Origin of the sequence: Idiomarina sp. UBA3162, assembly GCF_002364475.1 — a bacterium.
In the GTDB taxonomy this organism is placed as follows: Bacteria; Pseudomonadota; Gammaproteobacteria; order Enterobacterales; family Alteromonadaceae; genus Idiomarina.
The window spans coordinates 44,953-67,178 of record NZ_DEYI01000046.1 but is presented as its reverse complement, the minus strand read 5'-3'; the positions used below and the strand labels follow the sequence as shown (position 1 = coordinate 67,178).

Genomic DNA, 22,226 nt, shown 5'->3' with positions numbered 1-22,226 from the left:
ATTAGACATGAAGTGACCTAGGATAGGCAAAGCGTTGTCTTTAGTGAAAGGGTAAAAGGAGTTGAGTTTGGCTGACCAAGCGCCAGGGTTCATTGTTGCACATAGTCATCGGCTAGAAGACTTAACGGATATCGCAGTTAATTTTATTGAGCGGTTTCCTCTTGCACCACTTGAGCAAGAAACCATATTGGTGCAAAGCAATGGTATTGCACAGTGGCTGAAAATTAACCTCGCACAACACGCCGGTATTGCTTCGATGATTGATGTGACCTTGCCTGCGCGATTTCAGTGGCAAGCTTATCGAGCGGTCTTAGGCGATGATATCCCACGTACCTCGCCTTTTGATAAAGCACGTTTGAGCTGGCGATTATTACGCATACTCCCCGATATTCTGGAGCAAGATACGCGATTCGCGCCGCTAAAAAACTATATTGCTGATGATCTTGATAATCGCAAGCTGTATCAGTTAAGTGAACGCTTAGCGGATTTATTTGATCAGTACGCTATCTATCGTGCCGATTGGCTAGATAACTGGTTAAACGAGCGTGATGTACTCGATAACGACGAACCTGTTGCTAATGAGCATGCTTGGCAACCTGAGCTATGGCGTCGAGTAGCAAACGACATTGGTGCTGAACACTTGTGGAACAACCGCGCCACCTTACATCAGCAATTTATTAAATCTGCACGCGCTTTAAATCAACGCCCCGCCACGATACCACCTCGTATTATGGTGTTTGGGATATCGTCTTTACCTCAACAAATGTTAGAAGTGCTCGATGCCTTAAAACATCTCAGCCAGATCGTGTTGTGTGTGCATAATCCGTCAAAATTTTATTGGGCCGATATTGTCGATGGAAAAGAACAGTTAAAACAGGTGGTCAAAGCCAAGTCGCGGTTAGCTCACAAACCGGGTATGCCGTTGGAGTGGAATGACGAAGAGTTGCATCAACTTGCTCACCCTTTGCTGGCGTCGTGGGGTAAACAGGGCCGCGACTACATTCGTCTACTTGACTTATATGATGAGTCGGTTCAAAAGCAGGCCGACTTGGGTCATATGACACTGGAGCTGTTTGAATCGCATGCCACCGAGCATGTGCTAGGACAGTTGCAAGATGACATTCTCAACCTGAGGCCGCTGCACGAAACACAGCAACATTGGTCGCCGCTTTCAGTGCAGGATCAATCGGTCCAGTTTCATATCTGTCACAGTCCACAACGCGAAATTGAGGTGTTGCATGATCGTTTACTTGCTGCCTTTGCTGACGATCCCACCTTAAAACCGCGAGACGTTATGGTGATGTTGCCCGATGTCGATACCTATGCGCCTTATATTGATGCCGTGTTTGGACGGTATGCGCGTGACGGTAACAGCCAAGATACACGCGCTATTCCTTATACGATTGCCGATCAAACGTCGCGTCACCGAGCGCCCCTATTGATTGCGTTAGAACTATTACTTTCCAGTGATCAGCTTAGGTTTACCCAAACGGACCTGCTGATTTTGCTCGGCACACCGGCAATTCAGCGGCAGTTTGCTATTGATGACGATGACATCGAGCAACTGCGCGTTTGGATGAACGAGTCCGGTGGTCGCTGGGGATTGAGTGCACATCATCGCAAATTATTTTTCATGCCAGATGATGACGAAACTAATAGTTGGTGGTTTGCCATAAAACGCATGATGGCGGGCTATAGCATTGGTTACGCCGAAGTTGAACATGATTGGCAAGGCGTTGTTGCTTATGCCGATATTGGTGGTTTAGGCGCCGACTTAGTCGGTCGCTTTGGCTATTTCATTGAGCAGTTGGAACGCTGGTGGAGTCGCTCCTTAGAAGCGCGTAGCTATAAAGATTGGGTACCTGTAGCGGAATGGCTCATCGACACCTTTTTCGACACTGAAGAGGCTAATGATGCGCTGTTGAAAAACCAAATCGTAGACCAGCTATATCAAGTCGCCGAGCATGTAGATGAAGCGGATAACGAAACAGCACTTAACATCGCATTATTTCGAGAGTCGTGGCTATCGCGAGTCGATGAGCACAGTTTAAACCAACGCTTCCTTGCAGGCGCTGTGAATTTTGCAACCTTGATGCCGATGCGCGCCATTCCATTTAAGTTTGTTGCCATATTAGGCATGAACGAGAGTGATTATCCGCGAAATACGAGTCAGATTGATTTTGACCTGATGGCATCACGCTATCGGCCCGGTGACCGTTCACGGCGTGATGATGATCGATACTTGTTTCTTGAGGCGTTACTCTCTGCTCGTGACGTATTTTACGTAAGCTGGGTAGGTTTTAGCGCCCGAGATAACAGCGAACGCACGCCTTCGGTATTGGTTGCACAACTACGTGAACATTTACAGCAAGGCTGGCACAGCGATCTGGGTGAGCACACCCTCGCTCATAAGCTACAGCCATTTAATCGTGCTTATTTTGATGAAAGTACTCGTGTATTTTCTTACGCGAGTGAGTGGGCGCAGGCGCACGATTCCGGCTCGAATCAGTTGTCTTCAGATGCGGTTGCGATCGCTGATGACGTATCGGATGAACGTACGATAAACCTCAACGATATCAAACGCTTCGTGCAAGAGCCAGCGCGCTTGTTTTTTAACAGCCGATTGGAAACTTATTTTTCGGTTGATGCGGATGAAACGATTGATCGCGAGTCATTCCAACTCGATGCGTTGACAGAATGGAAACTGCTACAGCGGGTGGTGGATAAAACGCGCGACGCGATACGTAAAGAACTCGAACCCGAGCAACAGATGCACCACGAGTTAGCTCGAATACGTCGAGAGGGCGCGGTCGGTACATCGGTGATAGCGGATCGTCATCAACAGCACCTCCACCAGCAAGCCGAAGATATTTTAGAAACATACCGAGTTGTCGCCGAGGGTTACACTCGTCAGAATGTGACGCCGTATTGGATTGATGTGGAGTACAACAACGTCACTATCGAGGAAGGAATCGAGGGGCTGCACTGGGATGATAACGGACAGTGTGCTTGGATTATTACCACCGCAAGCCAGGTCGCCGCGAAAAAGGCTGACGATATTACCGATAGTGGGTGGAAGCATTTCGCACCCTATTATGTAGGGCACCTACTGCTAAATAGTCGGCAGCCAACAGTGACACACATCGTGTCCCGTGGTGGCTGCCACTTTAAGTTGCCGGCCATTGAGCCTGCTGTGGTTAACTTTCAGCTGGAAGCGATGACAAAGTTAATTTCATTAGCGTACCGCGAACCGGTAGCAATGCACCTTGATTTAGCCCGAACCTATTTAAAAACGATGAGTAAAGAAGGTGATGAAGCAGCCGCTGAAGCTGCAGCTTACGAATATTATGAGGTAGGTACATCACAGCGTAAACCGTTGGTAGAGACCGCGCAGTATTGCGCTCGCACGGCAGCGACGTTTAATGACATACGTGAGCAACGATACTTTAAAGCTTTTATCGATACGATATACCGCCCTATGTTTGAGTTCGTCGAAAAACAGGGAGGGAAAAAGTCATGAGCCAGGTATTACAGAACCCTTTAGACTTCCCTTTAGTGGGCAGCCGATTAATTGAGGCGAGTGCCGGTACAGGGAAAACGTATACTATTGCAGCGCTGTATGTTCGGCTCGTTATCGGTATGCGGGCTGATAGCCAAACTAAAGCCGGCTTAGAGGCGCCTTTGTTACCGCGCAATATTCTGGTGATGACATTTACCAAAGCCGCCACGGAGGAGCTGAGTGACCGTATTCGCGCACGCCTATCTGAGGCGGCACGCTATTTTCGTGATGTCGAAAGCGCGCCTAGCGACCCGTTTTTAAAGCACTTACGCGTGGCATGCGAATCTAAAGGTGAGTCACTCAATTATTTGGCGCGACTGCTTGAGCTTGCGTCCGAGTCTATGGATGAGGCGGCTGTAAAAACGATTCACGGCTGGTGTCAGTCGATGCTGAAAGAGCACGCATTCGCAAGTGGAAGCTTATTTACGCAACATGTTGAAACCGATGACGAAGAGCTCCGCCGGCAGGCCGCTGAGGATTACTTCCGCCGCTTTATCTATCAAAGTGATAGCGCAACGCAGGTTGCCTTGTTAGCCGTGTTTGATACCCCTGATAAGATTATGGCACAGCTATCGCGCGTGGATGACGCAGGCACGGCGCGGGTTGAAGATGATATTGCCGAACAATTACGTGTTGCAACACAACGTTATCAGAGCGAATTGAATTCACTCAAGCAACATAGTTGTTCTGCATTTGAGCGCCTGTTAGCCGACCTCGAGGGGGTTAAAGGTGTAGCGCAGAAAACCAAGCAGATACAAAAATTTGTTGACTGGTGCGCGAGTGATGCACAAACCGATGTGAAGTTCACTGAGGCTAATTGGCGAACGATCAGTGAAAACGATTTACAAACATTGCATGAGAAGAAGTTAGCAGGTGCCGAACTACCCGGTTATTGGCTTGAGGTAGCACAGTTCAGAGCTCAATTCGAAGCGGTTCATCAGGTTAAGCGCGGTTTTGATGAGCTGATTAATCGCCATGCCACGCATTGGGTTAGCGCCCGCTTCTCTGCACTACAAAGCCAGCGTGCTGAAATGAACCACGACGATATGCTGACAAGACTGCGTGATGCGCTGCGCGGACCGGACGGCGAGCAGTTGGCGACCACCATTAGGCAGCAGTACCCGATCGCATTGGTTGATGAGTTTCAGGATACCGATCCGGTTCAGTATGAAATCTTTAACCGTATTTATCGCCTAAAAGAGCCATTGCCAGACACGGGTATATTTTTAATCGGTGATCCCAAACAAGCCATCTACAGCTTTCGTAATGCGGATATTTTTACCTACCTAAAAGCGCGTCGTGATACAGCGGGACGACACTATAGCTTGGCAACCAATTTCCGATCCTCAACCCAGATGGTACAAGCAGTGAACCATTTGTTTGAGCGCGCAGAGCAATCGGATCGAGGCGCCTTTTTGTTTAAGCGTGCAGATGACAATGAACTGCCTTTTGAGCCCGTATCCGCCAATGGTGTAAAAACAACATTTAGACACCGGTTGCGAAGCCAGCAGTTAGCGCAAGCACCCGCGCTCTATTGGAGTGTGAGTGCTGAGCAAAAGCGGAAAAAGAGCACTGCGTTTAGTCATCTGGCGAATCATCACGCGCAGCTGATCGTTAATTTACTTAACGACGCCCAGGCAGGCTATTACGATGATAAAGGCGCTCTTCAGCAGCGTGTTTGTGCCAAGGATATTGCTATCTTGGTTAATAACTTCGCTGAGGCTGATGCGATTCGAACAGCGCTCTCAGTAAGGGGCGTTAAAAGTGTTTATTTATCCGAGCGAGAATCGGTTTATGCGCAACCGGTTGCGCGTGATTTACTTTATATTTTAAAAGCCTGTGCAGCGCCCCGAAATGCCAGCACACTGAAGACTGCGGTCGCGGCACCGTTGTTGAATTTATCTTTGGCCGAATTAATTCGGTTGCAGGAAGATGAGAACACCTGGGAAAGAACGGTCGATATCTTCATTGATTTTCACGAAGTATGGCGTAGCCAAGGCGTCTTAGCCATGCTTCATCGTTTAATGCATCACTTTCAGGTGCCAGCAACCTTACTGCAAGACAAAATCAACGGCGAACGTAAATTGGCCGATGCGCTACATATTGCGGAACTGCTGCAACAGAGCAGCATGGCGTTAGAGGGGATGGCCGCGTTGGTTAATGACTTTGCCGAGAAAGTTTATGAGCGGCAGAGCTTTGGCGCGAATAGTCGCACGCAGCGTGACGAACAACAACTTAGGCTCGAGAGTGATGACGATCTTGTTAAAGTCATCACTATTCATAAATCAAAGGGTCTGCAATACCCGCTAGTATTTTTGCCTTTTATAACTTACACGCCGCAAGAACAATATCGTATTAAGCCACCGATGACTTATCACGACGAACAGGGTGAGGTTCAGGTGCTCTGGTCAAAAGACGACTCCGCTAAGTCGCGTGTGTTAGATGAGTTGTTGGCTGAGGATCTGCGCAAACTTTATGTTGCTGTGACACGTGCACAACACGCTACCTTTATTGCAGTCGAGAATGTCGGGCAATTTGAGCATAACCCGCTTGCTTACTTGCTCGGTGACGACGCACTTACTGACGATCTGTATAAAGCCGCGAGCGAAGCTTGGGGACAGACAGGTGTGAGTGTGGTTTCCAAACTGGAAGACGACGAGCCATTGGAAGCGTTACACGAGCAAACCGCTGAACATCGAGCATTGGCCGCGCGTGAGATGCCTAGAACCCAACTGCTTGAGCGCTGGTGGGTGTCGAGTTACAGCGCATTGCGTTACCGGGCAGCTAATGAATATACACAGTCAGGTCCGCAAACCGCGGTCGAGATGAATCTTCTAGAGGAGGCAAACGCCCGCACTCGCGAGACCGATATTGAAGCTGAAGAAATCACTTATTTACCCAGTCATCTGCATCAATTTCCGAAAGGCGCGACCCCAGGAACACTATTACATAACCTACTTGAACAGTGCGCGATAGAAGGGTTTTCGACAGTGCTGGCTAAGCCTAAACTGGTCAGTGAAGTTATTGAGCGAGAGCTGCGAGGCGAAGCATGGGACGAATATCGTGAGATGTTAGGTCATTGGCTCTCGCATTACTTGGCATTGCCAATGGTATTCAGCGACAGTTTTCAACCCACGGCATTGGCTGATCTTACAAGCTATAAAGCTGAGCCGGAATTCTGGCTTCCAGTCTGTGAGCTTGAAGCTGTAAAGTTGGATACGTTAATCAACCAATATATTCATCCAGGCCAGTCACGACCGGGCTTGGAGAGCATTCAATTAAACGGCATGCTGAAGGGGTTTATCGACTTAGTCTTTGAGTATCAAGGTCAGTACTTTGTTGTTGATTATAAGTCAAATTGGCTGGGCGGATCGGATGACGATTACAGCGAAACGGCAATGACCGATAAGATATTAGCAAGCCGTTACGATGTGCAATATGTGCTGTATACCCTCGCTCTGCACCGGCAGCTTAAACAACGTTTGGGTGAGGAGTATCATTACGATACGCATGTTGGCGGTATTGCCTATCTATTTCTAAGAGGTAATCACGCAGAAACGGCGGGTGTTTATCGAGCTCGACCGCCGTATGAACTCATTGCTGAACTCGATGTTATGTTTAATGGAAAGGAGCACCATGATGTCGCATGACGCACTGAGTTACTTGCGCGGGGTTGCAGATGAATGGTTTGCGCATGAATGGATACGCGCGTTGGATCGTGCCATGGTCGACTTTCTATTCCGCAGCGGAGAAACTAATGCCGCTATGCTGGCGCTCGCCATGCTGACGTCGCATCAAGCGGGTCGCGGCTTAACCTCATTAAAGCTTGACGATCTAAAAACGTCGCCTGAACGCTGTTTGGCGTTACCACCAACGGGTCGAATACATGACGTCACCACACCGAGCCAGTTACTTAGTGAGTTGGGTGTGTTTGACACAGACTGGCGAACATCCGTTACGCTTAAAGGTGATGACCCATCCAGCAGTCCACTGGTTCTAACTCATAATAGCGACGGCGAGCGTTTGTATTTGCGCCGTTATTGGTATTGTGAACATTATAATAATCAAAACCTCACGATGCGAATGGAGAATCATCTTGAGGTGAATGAAGATCAACTTAACCAGACCTTGGATGCGCTATTTGGCGCCTCCACGGAGGCATTGGACTGGCAACGCATAGCCTGTGCAAACGCTGCTCGAAGTGGTTTCAGTGTGATCACCGGAGGACCAGGGACAGGAAAAACGTATACGGTAGTGAGGTTGCTTGTTGCGCTACAGCAGCAGTTTCAGCAAACACATGGACGATTGCTACGAATTAAGCTTGCGGCACCGACCGGAAAAGCGGCAGCCCGTCTCAGTGAGTCCATTAACCAAGCCCTGTCGGAATTGCAGAACAATTTACCGAAAGCGTTACAACCGTTACTCGCGAATATTCAGGTAGAAGCGTCGACAGTACATAAGTTGCTGGGAGTGATTGCGAACTCCAGACGCTACCGACATCATGATAACAACCCTGTCCGAGCTGATCTGATTGTGATTGATGAAGCGTCGATGCTGGATATCGAGATGATGACAGCACTACTACAGGCGGCTCCAATCCACGCTCAGTTGGTGCTGTTAGGTGACAAAGATCAATTGGCTTCAGTCGAAGCAGGTGCTGTTCTAGGTAATTTGTGTGAGGGAGCAGAAAAGGGGCGTTATTGGCCCGCTACGATTAACAGCTTGGTAAGTAACACCATACAACGCGACGCGCTAGCCAATTATCAAGATGAGAGTGGACCAAAGCGCTTGCAACACGTAGTGATGCTGCGTCAAACACGGCGCTTTGAGCAGGCTATTGCAGAAGTTGCTAACGCAATTAACGAACAGGATATACGTACGATCGAGCGACTCAGTGCTGCGCCAATGTCAGATCATGAGTCTAGCATTGTCACGTGGCTCATGTTGGAACACGATCATCAGAATAGTTTTGACGCATTGATAAAGCAGGGTTTTTCGCATTATTTAACTGCGCTCGAGGCTTGGCGCGAAGCCCCTGCCGAACAGCGCGACACTGCAGCAGTGCTTAAAGCATATGGGACATTTCAACTGTTAACCGGATTACGTAATGGACCTTGGGGGGCTCACGCATTAAACCGTTATGTCGGCGACGTTTTGGGAGTGGAAGCGGATCGTTGGTATGAGGGGCGTCCTGTTATGGTGACCAAGAACGACTATGGGCTACGGTTAAATAACGGCGATATTGGCTTAACTTTTAGAATGCCGGAAACCGGTCAAATGCGTGTCGCATTTTCCGATGTAAATGGCAAAATAAAGTGGGTATTACCGAGCCGATTGAATCATGTCGAAACAGTTTATGTGATGACAGTACATAAGTCTCAAGGCTCGGAATTCTCCCATGCTGTGCTTGTTAGTCCACAGCACGACTCCCCTGTTTTGACAAAAGAACTCCTCTACACGGGCGTGACGCGTGCAAAAGAAAAGCTCACTCTAGTGGTCAGTCGAAAGTCGGTTTTGTTGAACGCTGTATCAAAAAAAATTAATCGTTGAGCCGAATCCCTACGTATTTGTAAAGATTAAACTGTAAAGATGCATTTCTTTATCTATATTTAGGGAACTAAGACAAAAAGGATCTCTGTCACGAATGCCACACTCAACACGAAAGCTCGATGAGCGCATCTTATTTGATTGTATCGAACGGGATAACCAGCGCTCAATTTGGTTAAAGCGTGTTGAGTTAAACTCTGAGCCGCGAGCGGAAGAGCGTTTAAAAAACGATAACCGATGGCAACAGGTTGTTAACTCTAAGTATTTTTACCGTAGCGGAGACAAACATGGGCTTGTTTTGCCGCCTGGAGATTGGCTCGACGAGCTACGCTGGGATAATTTGATTGATGCACTCACTATCGCGGGGCGTATTGTCAGCGCGGTAAAACACACGCATCAGAATGGTATAATCCATCGTACTATCAGTCCCGGTATTCTTTACGTTACCCATGAAAATGCCATAGTCACTGATTTGTCGACCGCGACGCAGATTCGTTTTATCCACACACCTTGGTTTCCGCTTCCGCAGAATGCTACTTCGTTAAGGTGTGTAGCGCCGGAGTTAACCGGGCGTTCACAAGCGGTGGGTGACGCACGCTGTGATTTATACAGTCTTGGTGTGGTTTTATTTTATTGGTTCACTGGAAAGTATCCATTTATCGCTGATTCAAGCGCGCGCCTGGTCCACCAGCATTTAGTCGCAACCCCCAAGCGTTTGAATCAAGTTAATCCTCAATTGCCTGCGGTTCTGGCAGAGGTCGTTGCACGTTTGTTGGCTAAGCAGCCGTATCAACGCTATCGAACTGTGGATGCACTGTCGCACGACTTAGCGACAGTACGCCAAGTGGTATTAGGACAACGTAAAGATGATATCAGCATACTTTCGCGATTAGGATTTGCGAGCGAGATAGAGCGAATCGGTTCGCTCTATGGGCGTGATAATCAACTTCGGCTACTTGAAAAAAAATACAGTATGAGCCGCGAGGGTGGAACACACGGTGTATTAATCAAGGGTCGCTCGGGTTTAGGTAAAACATCATTGGTGCGTCATCTTTATCCACAAATGACAGCCGACAATGCTTTTTTTATTTCGGGAAAGTATGAGCACTCAACCCGTGGTGTTCCATACACTGGTTGGTTGTCAGCGATTGAGTCACTCGCGGGCTATTTTAAGCAAATGTCGAGTGACCAGCGTACCCAATGGCGAGCTTGGCTCGCCGAAGCAATGTCTGACTACCTGGCTGTTTTCTTGAGTTGGGTGCCCGATATTAAAAGAAGTCTTGGATTTTCGGATTCGGCTATTGCACCACAACACGCTAATTTACCGTCGTCAGAATTAAAACAGCGACTTAATGAAACAGTCCGTCGTTTTCTCTCGGTTTTTGAGCACGCTGACTGTTCGTTAGTCATCTTTTTAGATGATCTGCAATGGGCCGATCAGGCGTCAGTCGAATTATTAGAATGGGTACTCACCCAGCCAAGTCGAGCACCTATTTTACTGATTGGCTCACTGCGTGAAAATGAGGTCGACAATGGGCATCCGCTTAGTATTGCGATTCAAGAAGTTGAACGCGCTAATGTGATTTCACTTAAGCATATTCGGCTTGATGAATTATCTGTCGACGATATTTCCTTGTTACTCGCGGAAAAGGTTCAACACGAAACGAGTCAATTTCAACAGCTCGCTAATTGGTTGTATCAACACAGCCGTGGTAACCCATTCATGGTGTGGCAGTTGTTAAAAGCTTTAAGCCAAAAGGGGTTGCTTCAGTATCAGCCAGAAGCAGGCTGGCAATGGCGAATGGATGCAATTAATGACTTAGACGCCGTCGATGATATTTTTTCAGTCATACTGCTGCGGTTTCAACTTTTGCATGCTGAGGTTCAATATCTGCTCGCTCAAGCTGCGTGCATCGGCGTTCGGTTTGATATGCCATCGTTAGCCAGACTGACGGGAAAGCCGCCTGCAGTGATTCTAAAACAGCTATTGCCAGCAATTAATGAGGAATTTGTTGTCGTCGAAGCTGACATAACGACACCGAGCATGGATGAATCTAATATGACCTTCCGTTTCGTCCATGACCGAGTGCAAGAAGTCGCACACCGAACACTTGATTCCATCGATCTCGCCAAGGTGCATTATGAATTAGGCACACAACTCTTACAGCAGGTTAGTGGTCACTCAGAGGCTTATTCAATCCGTATCGTTAACCACTTGTACCGTGGTAAACAGTTTATTGATACCGCTGACGAACAAAGAGATTTTCTCCGGCTAGTAGTCAACGCTACCAGTAAAGCCGCTTCTGCGGGGGCTTTTGCCGAGGCCTTAACAATTTTGCGTCAGGGCATGCATGAAAACCCATGCCTCCATGATTTATGGTCGGTAGACCCCGAACTGGCTTACCAAGTGTATTCTGAACGTGGTGAACTTGAGTACCTCAACTCGAACTTTGAGCGCGCTGAGTATTTTGTCCGCCAAGCGATAGGCAATACCCACTCGTTACTTGATAAGGCGAACTTATATACCAAGTGGGTACAGCAAGCGACGTTAAGTGCCGATTACAAAAAGGCAGTCGATGTAGCGCGTGAGGGACTTGCATTGTTTAATGTGAGCCTGCCCGAGGAAACAGAATTAGATACGACAGCGCTGCGTTGCAGCGTATCAGACTCAGTCGACAGTCTCTCTTTTAATGATTTAGAGCATCTGTCAGTGCTGACCGACGAAAAGCAACAGGTGATTCTCGCATTGCTGATAGCCGTGGGTCCACCTTGTTATCGTGCATTTCCACGTCTATGGTCAAGTGTTGTCATCGCGCAATTTAAGCTTATGAGCGCTCATGGCGTCAATGGTGCCATTGGTTATACGTTACCGGCGCTCGGTGGCCTTATGGTTAATCATCAACTGGCTGATAGCGAACGCATTAAATCGCTGTACGGCGTCACTGAACAGTTGACTCGCAAGCGGGGTGATACGAGCTCACAAAGTATGGGCTTCTTGATGATGGGTAGCTCCTTAAGTCACTGGTTTAGGGCCCAACGTATCGCGAGTGATGACTATATGGCAGCGTACCGCTGCGGTCAGCAGTCAGGTAATTTGCAGTATGCGGTATATGGTTTTGGTCATGATACGTATTGCCGGTTTTTATCCGGTGAGCCACTTTCCGAGCTGGTACCGCGCGTTGAGCACTATCTGGAATACGCGAAACAGCGCGGCAATACTTGGGGTGTCGACTTGATGACCGGCGCTTTGGGCGTCATGTATCGATTGAGTGGTATCGGACATTTTCGCGGTAGCTTTGAGCAACATGTAGCTCAAGCCGAAACCCATCATAATCACCAAGTACTCGCTATCCTCAGTTGCATGAGGATGATTGAAGGGTTGGTCGGTAACGATAGAATTATTGTGCAAAAGTCGCTTGAACTCTGCGAACGCTATATTGAGCATACGTCAGTACAAGGTTTATTACCGATGGCACATTGGCCAGGGCTTCGTACGTTGGCATTAAGTCAGCTAGAACAGTTAGACGAGGACTCATTAAACGTCGCAATTGAGCGCTATCAAATTTGGGCGCAATGGCAGCCCGATAACTTTAGCCATTGGCTTGCGTTAATGCGCGCTGAACAAGATCGTTGCCGAGGCAAAATGCAGCAGACATTAGACGAGTACGATCAGGCATTGCGTCTCGCGCAGAAGCAAGGGCAGTGGCAAACCGCAGCCATGATAGCATCGCGGGCACAGCATTATTGGCACAACAAAGGTCACCCTGGCTTTGCAGCGGTGTATTCGTCACAACGTCATCATGTGATGGAGCGTTGGGATGCAATCGAGTTGATACACGATAGTGAACGTAAACCTCAATCAACGGGCTACGCCATGAGCATGGATGCCGTCATTGAGATAGCTCAAGCGCTCTCTGCATTTACCGAGCACGAGCGACTTGTGTCTGAAGTGTCGCGTATTCTGGTTCGTCAAACAGGCGCTCAGCGTTTGGCTCTTATGCTGTGTGAAGATGATGAGCTAAAGCTCGTGATGGATGTAGAACATCACTTAGAAAAATATTTTGAGCCGAGCGTTAGGTTAGAGCATGTAAGTAATTTGCCTACGGCAATGATTAGACATGTGGCTAAGGTCAAAAAGTTACAGCACATCAATGAAAACTCGTTGATAAATCGTAGTTGGCATAATCGTGCTGAAGACATTAAAAGTAGCCAAGTAAACGATTTTTCGGGTTCAGCTGTGAGCGTGCCGTTGGTTTACTTAGGCGATCTGATCGGTGTGTTGTATTTGGAACACAGCCGCAACCGTTACGCTTTTAATGAGCGGCAGATGCCCATTGTTGAGTTTATTGCTGCGCAAGCGGCCATTTCGATTCGTAATTTAGATCTCATGCGTGCGCTAGCGCGCGAAGGTGAGGCCCGTGCAGAAGCAGAGATGCGTATGCGATTTGCTGATGCCGAAATGGCATCACACGACAAAGTAAGGCAACAGCTACAACATCTAGCAAATACGGATGCATTAACTCAGCTGCCCAATCGTCGCTTCTTTATGAATGAGTTGCGACAGAGTTTTGAGCTGTTTAAGCGTAAAGGGCAACAAGCAGCGGTTGTTATGATGGATATTGATTCATTTAAAGTGATAAATGATCACTATGGGCATAGCACGGGTGACGAGGTCCTAAAAGCGATGGCTGAGCAATTTAATCGGGCCGTGCGTATGAACGATGTTGCTGCTCGAATTGGCGGTGAAGAATTTGCGCTATTAATTCGAGAAGCGGATTTGTCGCAAGTGCTGAGTATTGCCGAACGGTTACGGAAAGCCATCGAAATCGACTCAATTAAACATAACAACGAAGAAGTCGACTACACCGTGAGTATGGGCGTATCACAATTTGAGACAACGGACACACAATTTGAATCGATTCTAAACCGTGCGGATCGCGCGCTATATCAGGCGAAATCTCTAGGTAAAAATAGGGTGTGCCATGTTGAGCTGGAAAAGTGAGCCGTACGATGCTTCGCGCCTGTAATTCGAAACATCGTACGACAACTGCTCACACAGCTAACTAACGTGAAGTGCAAATTAATTATATGCGATTTATTCTCATTTGCAATACTAAATGAAAAAAATTCTCATTTAGATTATCATGTGTTAACCTGTTCATGATTTAAACAGTGATTTAGGAGTAGCCATGCGCAGTACCATTGCAGAAAAAGTCACTCAAGTACGTCATTGGAACGATACCCTCTTTAGTTTTAAAACTACACGACAGCGTTCTTTCACATTTGAAAACGGACAATTTGTGATGATTGGCTTAGAGGTCAATGATAAACCTCTGCTGCGCGCTTACAGCATTGCAAGCGCTAACTATGAAGACGAGCTCGAGTTTTTCAGTATTAAAGTGCCAGATGGCGCGCTGACCTCGCGCTTACAACATATCGAAGTGGGCGATGAAGTCATCATGTCGACGCGCCCTACAGGCACTTTGGTTCCGGGTCACTTGTTGCCGGGTAAACGACTGTATCTACTCTCGACGGGAACGGGTTTAGCGCCTTTCATGAGCGTGATTAAAGATCCCGATATCTACGAGCAGTATGAACAAGTCATATTAGTGCATGGCGTGCGTTATGTTTCTGAACTCGCCTATCAGAAAGAAATCGGCGAGGATTTGCCCAACAATGAATTTTTCGGTGACTGGGTTAAGGAAAAGCTACGGTACTATCCCACAGTAACGCGCGAACCATTCCGTGATGAAGACCATCAGAAACGTATCACCGAGTTGCTCGAGTCGAACACCCTCACGCGAAAGTTGGGTCTACCGGATATCGACCCTGAGCACGATCGTTTCATGTTATGTGGCAATGATGCCATGTTACAAGATTTAATGACTATCTTGAACGAGCGCGGCTTTAGTAAAGCGACCTCTCGTAAACAAGGCAGTTACGTTATCGAGCAGGCGTTCATCGAAAAGTAAACCGATTGAATTGACTGAGTAAGTTTGCCACGCTATTTAAGCGTCTTATATTAAGGAGCTTTCAATGAGCGCGTGGCAAACGACGGTGCAACAAGTACGTAAATGCACTCTATGTGAGCCCCAATTACCTTTGGGAGCTCGTCCTGTTATTCAATTTCATCCGCACGCTAGAATACTAATAGCGGGTCAAGCACCAGGCATTCGTGTACATCGTTCGGGCAAACCCTTTGATGATCCGAGCGGTGAACGCTTAAGATCATGGTTGGGTGTTGATAAATCAGATTTCTATGACGCACGCCAGTTTGCCATCCTGCCGATGGGCTTTTGCTATCCGGGTACTACGAGCTCTGGGGATGCGCCCCCACGACCTGAATGCGCTGATGCGTGGCGTGAGCAGTTACTTGAGCAGCTACCTCACTTAAAACTCACGCTCGCGATCGGACAATACGCTCAACAATGGCACGCTCAGCAACTTGTAGGTATCAAGCCTCAGCGAACACTCACTGCGCGTGTAAAGAATTGGCAGGCGTGGATAGAACAGGGCATACTGCCATTACCCCACCCAAGCCCCCGCAATAACCGCTGGCTTGCTAAAAACCCATGGTTTGAGGATGAGGTGGTACCCGAGTTGAAAGCGCAGATCGCGCGATGGCGAGGCTCTCAGAAATGAAAAGATTAGCAGCGTATGGACGCTTAATATGTTTTTTTGTGGCGGCTATGATAGGTATTCAAATACCTCAATTTGTCGACCAATATGGTGATGCCGTCTACGCACATCTTAACGAGGCAAAAGCGAGCGTAGCGGAGTTTCAACAAGAAGCCGATCGCTACTTTGATGGCTCAATCGAGCGTCTTATTGACTATTACCGCGCCTCAGATGATCCAGTATTCATTGATGGTGGAGATAGCATCGAGGGCATTTATCAGCGCTATCAGACGCTTCAGTCAGCTTGGAATCAGTATCAACAGAGCTATTGGCAACGTTATCAAACCACATTTTTGTCTCCAATCACCGATATCCGTAGAGAAGCCTGGGCGCGTTATGACTATGCGGTACGGCTGACACCTGAGGCGCTCGTTATGGCGGTCTCGGTCGGATTATTTGTCAGTTTGCTAGCCGACTTGTTGTTGAGCTTGTTATTATGGCCGCTCAGAAAACGTAGGACAGTCGCTAACTAGGAGTAAGCAATGGCATATGATTGGGTTGTATTTGATGCCGATGAAACATTATTTAGGTTCGATGCTAAGCGCGGTCTAACCCAGCTATTACAGTCTTACGACGTTGATTTTACCGAAGCGCACTTTAACCGGTTTAAAGAAGTGAATGCCCCTCTGTGGGAGGCGTTCCAACGTGGCGAGATTTCTGCCGCAGATATTAAATCTCGACGCTTTGTGGATTGGGAAGATCGTCTCGGGGTTTCATCTACAGAGCTCAACCGCCAATTTATGGCGCAGATGGGTACTATTTCCTCAACGCTTGATGGGGCAGGCTCAATGCTTGCTGCACTCGACGACAAAGTTCGCATGGGTATTATCACCAATGGCTTCGTCGATCTTCAGCAGGAGCGGTTGGCCACGCATCAGTTTGAACAGTTTTTTCAGTTTGTGGTGGTGTCTGAAGCGCTTGGCGTGGCGAAACCACACCCTGAGATCTTTCATCATACCCATCGTGAACATATCTCGGAGGAGGTTCCGACGAGTCGGATCTTAATGGTCGGGGATAATCCGTATTCGGATATATTGGGGGGACAACGTGCAGGTTGGCATACATGCTGGTTGAATGAACACCAAGCCACGTGCCCCGAACAAGTTAAACCGAATCATACCATCCGCCATTTAAGCGAGCTGGTGGAATTAGTCGCCTAGTCACCACCAGCGTCCCACGCGTTTTTTATAGTCACGGTAGGAATCGCCAAAGTGGCTTTCGAGCTGGCGCTCTTCGGGTTTGATTTGAAATAGGTTCATGTAGAACATATAGAGGGGTAAGCCTAACAAGGCTGCCATGTTGTGTAACGACAAGCCCCAAGCAAAAAGAATAACTAGAAAGCCTAGATACATTGGGTTACGTGTCCAGCGGTAAATACCGCGCGTCACCAATGTGCTCGATTTATCGGGTATGCGGGGGTCAACGGTGGTGTTTGCTTTGCGAAATTCCACCCAGCCTAATAATGGCAGTAAAATACCCACGGCCAATAAAAGGATACGTATCCAATGAGGTACCCAACCAAAGCGCACTTCAGGGAATAGGACGGCACAGCCATACATCAATGCGGCTACCACGATGATTAATAATAGCGGTGGTACTTTGAGCTCGAGTGCTTTCATAATTTAGGATAATAAACGATGGAACAACAAGCCATTATTGACCAAACCCAACGCTGGGTACAAGAGGTTGTGGTTAAGTTCAACTTCTGCCCATTTGCTCGACCTGAGGTCGATGCCAAGCGTATCCGGTACTGTGTTGTAGCTGAACAAGATCGTCAGACTCAGCTCGAAACACTGAATCACGAGTTGTTGAACTTGCAACAAAACGAAGCGATTGCCACCACGTTATTGATTATTCCCAAAGGGGTGGAGGGATTTTACGATTTTTTGGACTTGGTCGACCAAGCCAATGAGCTCATCACGATGCAAGGCTTTGATGGCGAATTTCAACTGGCACACTTTCATCCCGATTACTGCTTTGCGGATGCCAAGCAAAGTGACCCAGAGAACTATACCAATCGCTCTCCTTATCCGGTACTGCACCTACTTCGAGAAGCTATGATGGAAGAGGCATTAGAGCAATTTGAGCACCCCGAGAAGATTCCGGAGCGTAATATAGAATACTGCCGCCGCCGAGGTGCTGAGTATTTTGCTCAACAGCTGGCGACGATTACAGCAGGTAAGCGTTAGAGAACATTATTGAGCGCGATACCGACACCAAAACGTGTTTGTTTATGGTTGTAGTCAATTAAGCTCTCGCCGTACCCAGTAAACAAACTGGTATAGCCAATGAATTTGCCCCAAAGTGGGAAAGTGAAGTTGAATTCCGCTGAACCACGACCTGTCTCGATGGCATGGCGCAGATTTAATGTGTATTCAAAGTCATCGATATTAGCAGCGATGGTGAATTCATAGTCGCCAACATAGTCGGTTATATCCGGGTTGTCGTCGCCTGATGATTGCATCGGATCAGTTTTCGCATCTTCCTGAAAGCGAATCCAAGGCTTTAGGCTAAACACGAAAGGACCCTTTTCAGCGACTAACTGCACGTAAGCACGGTTCCAACTGCGAGAAAGTTCTTGGCTACGTCCGTTTGATAAATGCTCAACACCAACAGCTAAACCGGTGTTAGTACCGAACGGGTGCCAACCTGTCGGTGTGGTGTAAAATATTTCGGGTTGATAGTTGGTTTCTCTAAAAGGTTTAGAGATATTGCTGGCGTACACCTGCCACCAAGACTGCATACTGAAGCCAAAAAACAGCTTATCCCCTTCAATAAGCAAACTTTCCTTATTAACAGGCACTTTAAAGCTGAGTTGCAGTTTCGCCTCGTACTCTTCAAGGCTATCTTCGTAGCCCTGAAAATTTTGGTATGGAGCGGTATTGATATCGGTCGTACCCCAAACGGGTAGAATATAGTTACGGCGGTGAGGCGTTAAAACATAAGGATCGAATTCAGTCACCTTTTCACTTTGCATGCGCTTAGTCAACGCGCCAGGGTCTTTTACCTCATCGATTTTTACCACGTCTTGATTATCTTCTTCTCGAAGTTTCTCTGTGCATTGCTGTCTTACCTCTGCGACAGTTATTGAGGCGTTTTCTTTATTCATTGCGTCCAATAGACACTGCTGCATCGAAGAGAGCTCCTGAGCTTGAACAGCGGGCGCAAGACATGCAGCCGATAGGGCTAAAGAAGAGATGATACGACGAGGCATGAAAGCAAATCCTATATAATTGAATATAATAAATCATGACTAATACGTATCTAAATGTCTACTCAGATCCCCCCACATCGTGAACTCTTAACAAGACTTTTTCGTAGTCTGCTTATAAATTGAAATTTTGTGGATAGCTGGAGGCATTATGAAAGTTGCAGTGATTGGGGCAAATGGGGAAATAGGCACGCATGTGGTCGAGCAGTTGCAACATGCAAAGACTCACCCAGTCGTCGCTATGGTGCGCAAGCAAGCACAAGTGGATGGTTGGAAAGATCAAGGTGTCGACGCGCGTTTGTTAGATCTTGAAGGTCCTGTAAACGACATTGAGAAAGCGTTTGAAGATATCGATGCGGTAATTTTTACGGCCGGCTCTGGTGGCGCGACAGGCGACGATAAAACGCTCATGGTTGATTTGGACGGTGCTGTTAAAACGATGGAAGCAGCGCACGCGGTTGCTGCCGACCGTTTCATCTTAGTGAGTGCGCTGCAGGCACATAACCGCGAGCATTGGAACGAAGATTTACTGCCCTACTATGTCGCAAAACATTATGCCGACAAAGAGTTAATGCGTAGCGGTCTTGACTGGACTATCGTGCGTCCTGGTGGCTTAACAGACGAGCCAGGTACAGAGAAAGTGGAACTTGCCGAGAATTTAGGGCGTGGCACCATCGCAAGAGAAGATGTCGCGCGTATTCTAATCCGTTGTCTTGATGCGGATAACACGATTGGTAAGCACTTCGATGCGCTAACCGGCGAACAAGGTGTAGAGGCCGCTGTCAAGGCGATCTAGTCTGATTGCATGGCGTGCATCCAACTGCGGTGCACGCTATTGCGAGTTTTCGGATTCTTCGGGCGACACATATATCGCCACACCTTCTGCGGTTTTGTCGGTTAAACCAAACATGCGTCCAAGTTGAACACTTAAGCCTAAATTACCCGAATAACTACCCAACCCGGTACCAACATAGACCGAGCTATCACGTTTTTCGCCCGTCGCTTGTAACAGAACACCATTGGCACCTAACTTTGCTGCTTGTTCCTTAAGTCGTTGGACAACCGCGTCCATTTGGGCTTGATCACCGAAGCTCCAACTACCGTCACTTGAAACAGATAAGAGTGCGACCGTTTCATATTGTGTGGGTTCTTTTAGATAGAGTTTGACAGCGTCGACGTTGATTGCAGGACGCGCCTCACCAACCATAACGGTGGAAGGTTTCGAGGAACAAGCTGCTAGCCCCAAAAGCATAATAGCTGTCGTGAGCCAGGCCGAGCGGCGAGAAAAAACGTTGCGCATAATACACTCCAAACAAGTTCCTATTGATTGAGTATACGCAATTTACCGGCCTTTAGTGCGTCCTTTACATGAAAATTATAAACGCGCGGTGGTGCGCTAATCGATAACGATACTTGCAACGCCGCGTCTGACCAATACGCGTAATTCTTGAGTGCCACTCACAGTCACGGGTTGAATAACGATACTGCTAGTTTCACTGATGTTATCGACTAACGACTTATACATCGTTTGGACATCACTCGTTGCGGTGTACTCGAATACAGCGGCGCAAATAACATCGTTACAAGCTGCACTGCGTTGAAAAGCTGATGAAGTCTGCTCTACGGCATTTTTTAATGCTGCCCGAAAGTCGTACTCAAAGTCTTTGTGTTGTACGGCGCCACCCAGTTGATTAATGAAATTGTCGAAGTTTCGTAGTCTAAACGCCCGCTCTGTTGCCGTATTGGATAACCCACGCGGTGCAGATAGCTGGTCAATTAGTGTTTGTATAGCTGTCGGCTGCTCGGGCTCCGAATTAACGGAAAGTGTTTCGTCAAACTGCGCGATACGCGGTTCGGTGCTTTGTTCGGGTGAAGCGAGGGATGCTTTTGAGGACTGTTCTTGGTTTAGCCTTGGCGTGTCTATTTGAACAGGCGTCGATTTTGGTTGTTCCTTGCTCATATATAAAACGATGATTACCGCTGCGATCAATAGCGCAAGGACGAGCAAAAGATATCTATTTTTCATTGTATAGCGGTTATTTTAATTAGTTTTTAGACAACTTCATTATGTGTTGGTTAATGCTCGCTGGCAAGGGTAGCTGGTAAGTTGCAAAAGCGCGAGCTAAGCTCTTATTAAATAATAGAATAATGGGCATCTGAGGCACATGTTATTTATTGATGCGGCTATTCGATTTTCTGCTCTCGGTTTTTTGTTACTTATGACCGTCGTGATTATTCGAGACTTGCCGCGCTCATCACGTGGCTACCTCTTACTCTCAAGTAACTTTTTATTGGCTTGCTTTTTATTAGGCACGATGCCAACTGAGTTTCAGCTCCCTCATGCAGTTCAAATTCCCTTTCGTTTGCTTGATACCTTACTGATTCCAGTAACGTGGTTCTTAGTTTTAACACTGTTCCATCCGTATTTTCGTTTGAGCTATAGGTATGTGTTAGTCGCTTTGCTATTAACGAGTTCGATGCTTGCGGAACGAATGGTTTGGTTAGGGATTATTCAAAAGCTGCCACCTGAGTGGCCGCTGCTGGTCATCGGCCTCGCTGTGAGCGTAGTTATTCATATGTTAGTTGTGATTTTATCGGGGCGAACGGATGATCTCATCGAGCGACGCAGACGTTATCGGCTGTATTTCGTTGTAATTATTTCACTCTCTATACTAATCGCCATTTTCGTAGGTTCGATATGGTTACGTAGTGCACAAGCGACGACTCAGGCAATGAGTGTTTGGTTGCCCATTGCTTCGCTCACCTTGTGGTTGGTAAAGGGAGATACCTCAGCGTTGGCTTTTTATCGTAAAGGAGACAATGTCAACAAGCAGACCGATATCGATAAACAGTGGATGCAGAAACTGGACAGTTTAATGCAAACTGAACGTTTGTACTGCCGAGAGAAGCTTAGCGTGAAAGATTTAGCAACAGCGCTTGGCGTGGCAGAGCACAAGCTAAGAGCGCTGATAAATAAGCATAGTGGTTATAGCAACTTCAGCCACTACATTAATTCTTTGCGAGTTGATGCCGTTGTGAAGTGCTTAGAGAGTCGAAAGTATGACCATTTACCGATTCTTACCCTTGCGCTTAACCACGGCTTTAACTCCTTGCCTCCTTTTAACCGCGCATTTAAAAGTGAAGTAGGCCTTACACCATCCCAATTTAGAAAAAATTTGCGAGACTTTCAGAATTGACTCGCTTTTTTTAGAAATCGACCAGCTTAAACTT

Annotated in this window: 15 protein-coding genes; 11 read left to right on the top strand and 4 right to left on the bottom strand. The window is 47.5% G+C overall.

Annotated features, from left to right (window positions below; all coding sequences use genetic code 11):
* The first annotated feature begins 67 nt into the window (after positions 1 to 67).
* The 8 genes from recC (at position 68) to yjjG (ending at position 16,944) form a co-directional block, all read left to right on the top strand.
* On the top strand, positions 68 to 3,520 hold the full coding sequence (recC, locus tag B2X00_RS05370; protein ID WP_290486427.1) for an exodeoxyribonuclease V subunit gamma: 3,453 nt from the start codon (positions 68 to 70) through the stop codon (positions 3,518 to 3,520).
* The gene (gene recB, locus B2X00_RS05365) at positions 3,517 to 7,209 is read left to right on the top strand and encodes an exodeoxyribonuclease V subunit beta (protein WP_290486426.1); all 3,693 of its coding nucleotides are present in this window, start codon (positions 3,517 to 3,519) and stop codon (positions 7,207 to 7,209) included. Before recC ends, recB begins: the two co-directional genes overlap by 4 nt.
* Positions 7,196 to 9,109, top strand: coding sequence for an exodeoxyribonuclease V subunit alpha (recD, locus tag B2X00_RS05360; protein WP_290486425.1), 1,914 nt, complete (start codon positions 7,196 to 7,198; stop codon positions 9,107 to 9,109). The genes recB and recD overlap by 14 nt, the downstream gene beginning before the upstream one ends.
* A gap of 94 nt (positions 9,110 to 9,203) precedes the next feature.
* On the top strand, positions 9,204 to 14,108 hold the full coding sequence (locus B2X00_RS05355) for a diguanylate cyclase (RefSeq protein ID WP_290486424.1): 4,905 nt from the start codon (positions 9,204 to 9,206) through the stop codon (positions 14,106 to 14,108).
* A gap of 187 nt (positions 14,109 to 14,295) precedes the next feature.
* Positions 14,296 to 15,078 (top strand): ferredoxin--NADP reductase, encoded by a 783-nt coding sequence (locus B2X00_RS05350; RefSeq protein ID WP_290486423.1) that lies wholly within the window; start codon positions 14,296 to 14,298, stop codon positions 15,076 to 15,078.
* A gap of 64 nt (positions 15,079 to 15,142) precedes the next feature.
* Positions 15,143 to 15,748, top strand: a complete 606-nt coding sequence (locus tag B2X00_RS05345; RefSeq protein ID WP_290486422.1) for a uracil-DNA glycosylase family protein — start codon at positions 15,143 to 15,145, stop codon at positions 15,746 to 15,748.
* Positions 15,745 to 16,257: a DUF2937 family protein gene (locus B2X00_RS05340; RefSeq protein WP_290486421.1), complete on the top strand. Its 513-nt coding sequence runs from the start codon at positions 15,745 to 15,747 to the stop codon at positions 16,255 to 16,257. Before B2X00_RS05345 ends, B2X00_RS05340 begins: the two co-directional genes overlap by 4 nt.
* A gap of 9 nt (positions 16,258 to 16,266) precedes the next feature.
* Complete coding sequence (gene yjjG, locus B2X00_RS05335) at positions 16,267 to 16,944, top strand: pyrimidine 5'-nucleotidase (protein WP_290486420.1); 678 nt, start codon at positions 16,267 to 16,269, stop codon at positions 16,942 to 16,944.
* Here yjjG and B2X00_RS05330 read toward each other — a convergent pair whose 3' ends face one another.
* Positions 16,945 to 17,403: a methyltransferase family protein gene (locus B2X00_RS05330; protein WP_290486419.1), complete on the bottom strand. Its 459-nt coding sequence runs from the start codon at positions 17,401 to 17,403 to the stop codon at positions 16,945 to 16,947.
* Between the two features lie 18 nt (positions 17,404 to 17,421).
* Here B2X00_RS05330 and B2X00_RS05325 point away from each other — a divergent pair, with 18 nt between their 5' ends.
* Complete coding sequence (locus B2X00_RS05325; protein WP_290486418.1) at positions 17,422 to 17,973, top strand: DUF1415 domain-containing protein; 552 nt, start codon at positions 17,422 to 17,424, stop codon at positions 17,971 to 17,973.
* Here the strand turns inward: B2X00_RS05325 and B2X00_RS05320 are convergent.
* Positions 17,970 to 18,998 carry a phospholipase A gene (locus B2X00_RS05320; RefSeq protein WP_290486417.1) on the bottom strand — a complete coding sequence of 343 codons (1,029 nt, stop codon included), beginning with the start codon at positions 18,996 to 18,998 and terminating at the stop codon, positions 17,970 to 17,972. The two genes, B2X00_RS05325 and B2X00_RS05320, sit on opposite strands and share 4 nt — an antisense overlap.
* Positions 18,999 to 19,146: 148 nt before the next feature.
* Here B2X00_RS05320 and B2X00_RS05315 point away from each other — a divergent pair, with 148 nt between their 5' ends.
* Complete coding sequence (locus B2X00_RS05315; protein ID WP_290486416.1) at positions 19,147 to 19,791, top strand: SDR family oxidoreductase; 645 nt, start codon at positions 19,147 to 19,149, stop codon at positions 19,789 to 19,791.
* A gap of 36 nt (positions 19,792 to 19,827) precedes the next feature.
* Here the strand turns inward: B2X00_RS05315 and B2X00_RS05310 are convergent, their stop codons facing one another.
* Together B2X00_RS05310 and B2X00_RS05305 are read right to left on the bottom strand one after the other, a co-directional pair.
* Entirely contained in the window at positions 19,828 to 20,295 is a 468-nt protein-coding gene (locus tag B2X00_RS05310) for a hypothetical protein (protein ID WP_290486415.1), read from the bottom strand.
* A 96-nt stretch (positions 20,296 to 20,391) separates the two neighbouring features.
* Complete coding sequence (locus tag B2X00_RS05305; RefSeq protein ID WP_290486414.1) at positions 20,392 to 20,955, bottom strand: hypothetical protein; 564 nt, start codon at positions 20,953 to 20,955, stop codon at positions 20,392 to 20,394.
* 205 nt (positions 20,956 to 21,160) lie between these two features.
* Between B2X00_RS05305 and B2X00_RS05300 the strand changes: the two genes are divergently transcribed.
* Positions 21,161 to 22,192, top strand: coding sequence for a helix-turn-helix transcriptional regulator (locus tag B2X00_RS05300; protein ID WP_290486413.1), 1,032 nt, complete (start codon positions 21,161 to 21,163; stop codon positions 22,190 to 22,192).
* Positions 22,193 to 22,226: the final 34 nt, after the last annotated feature.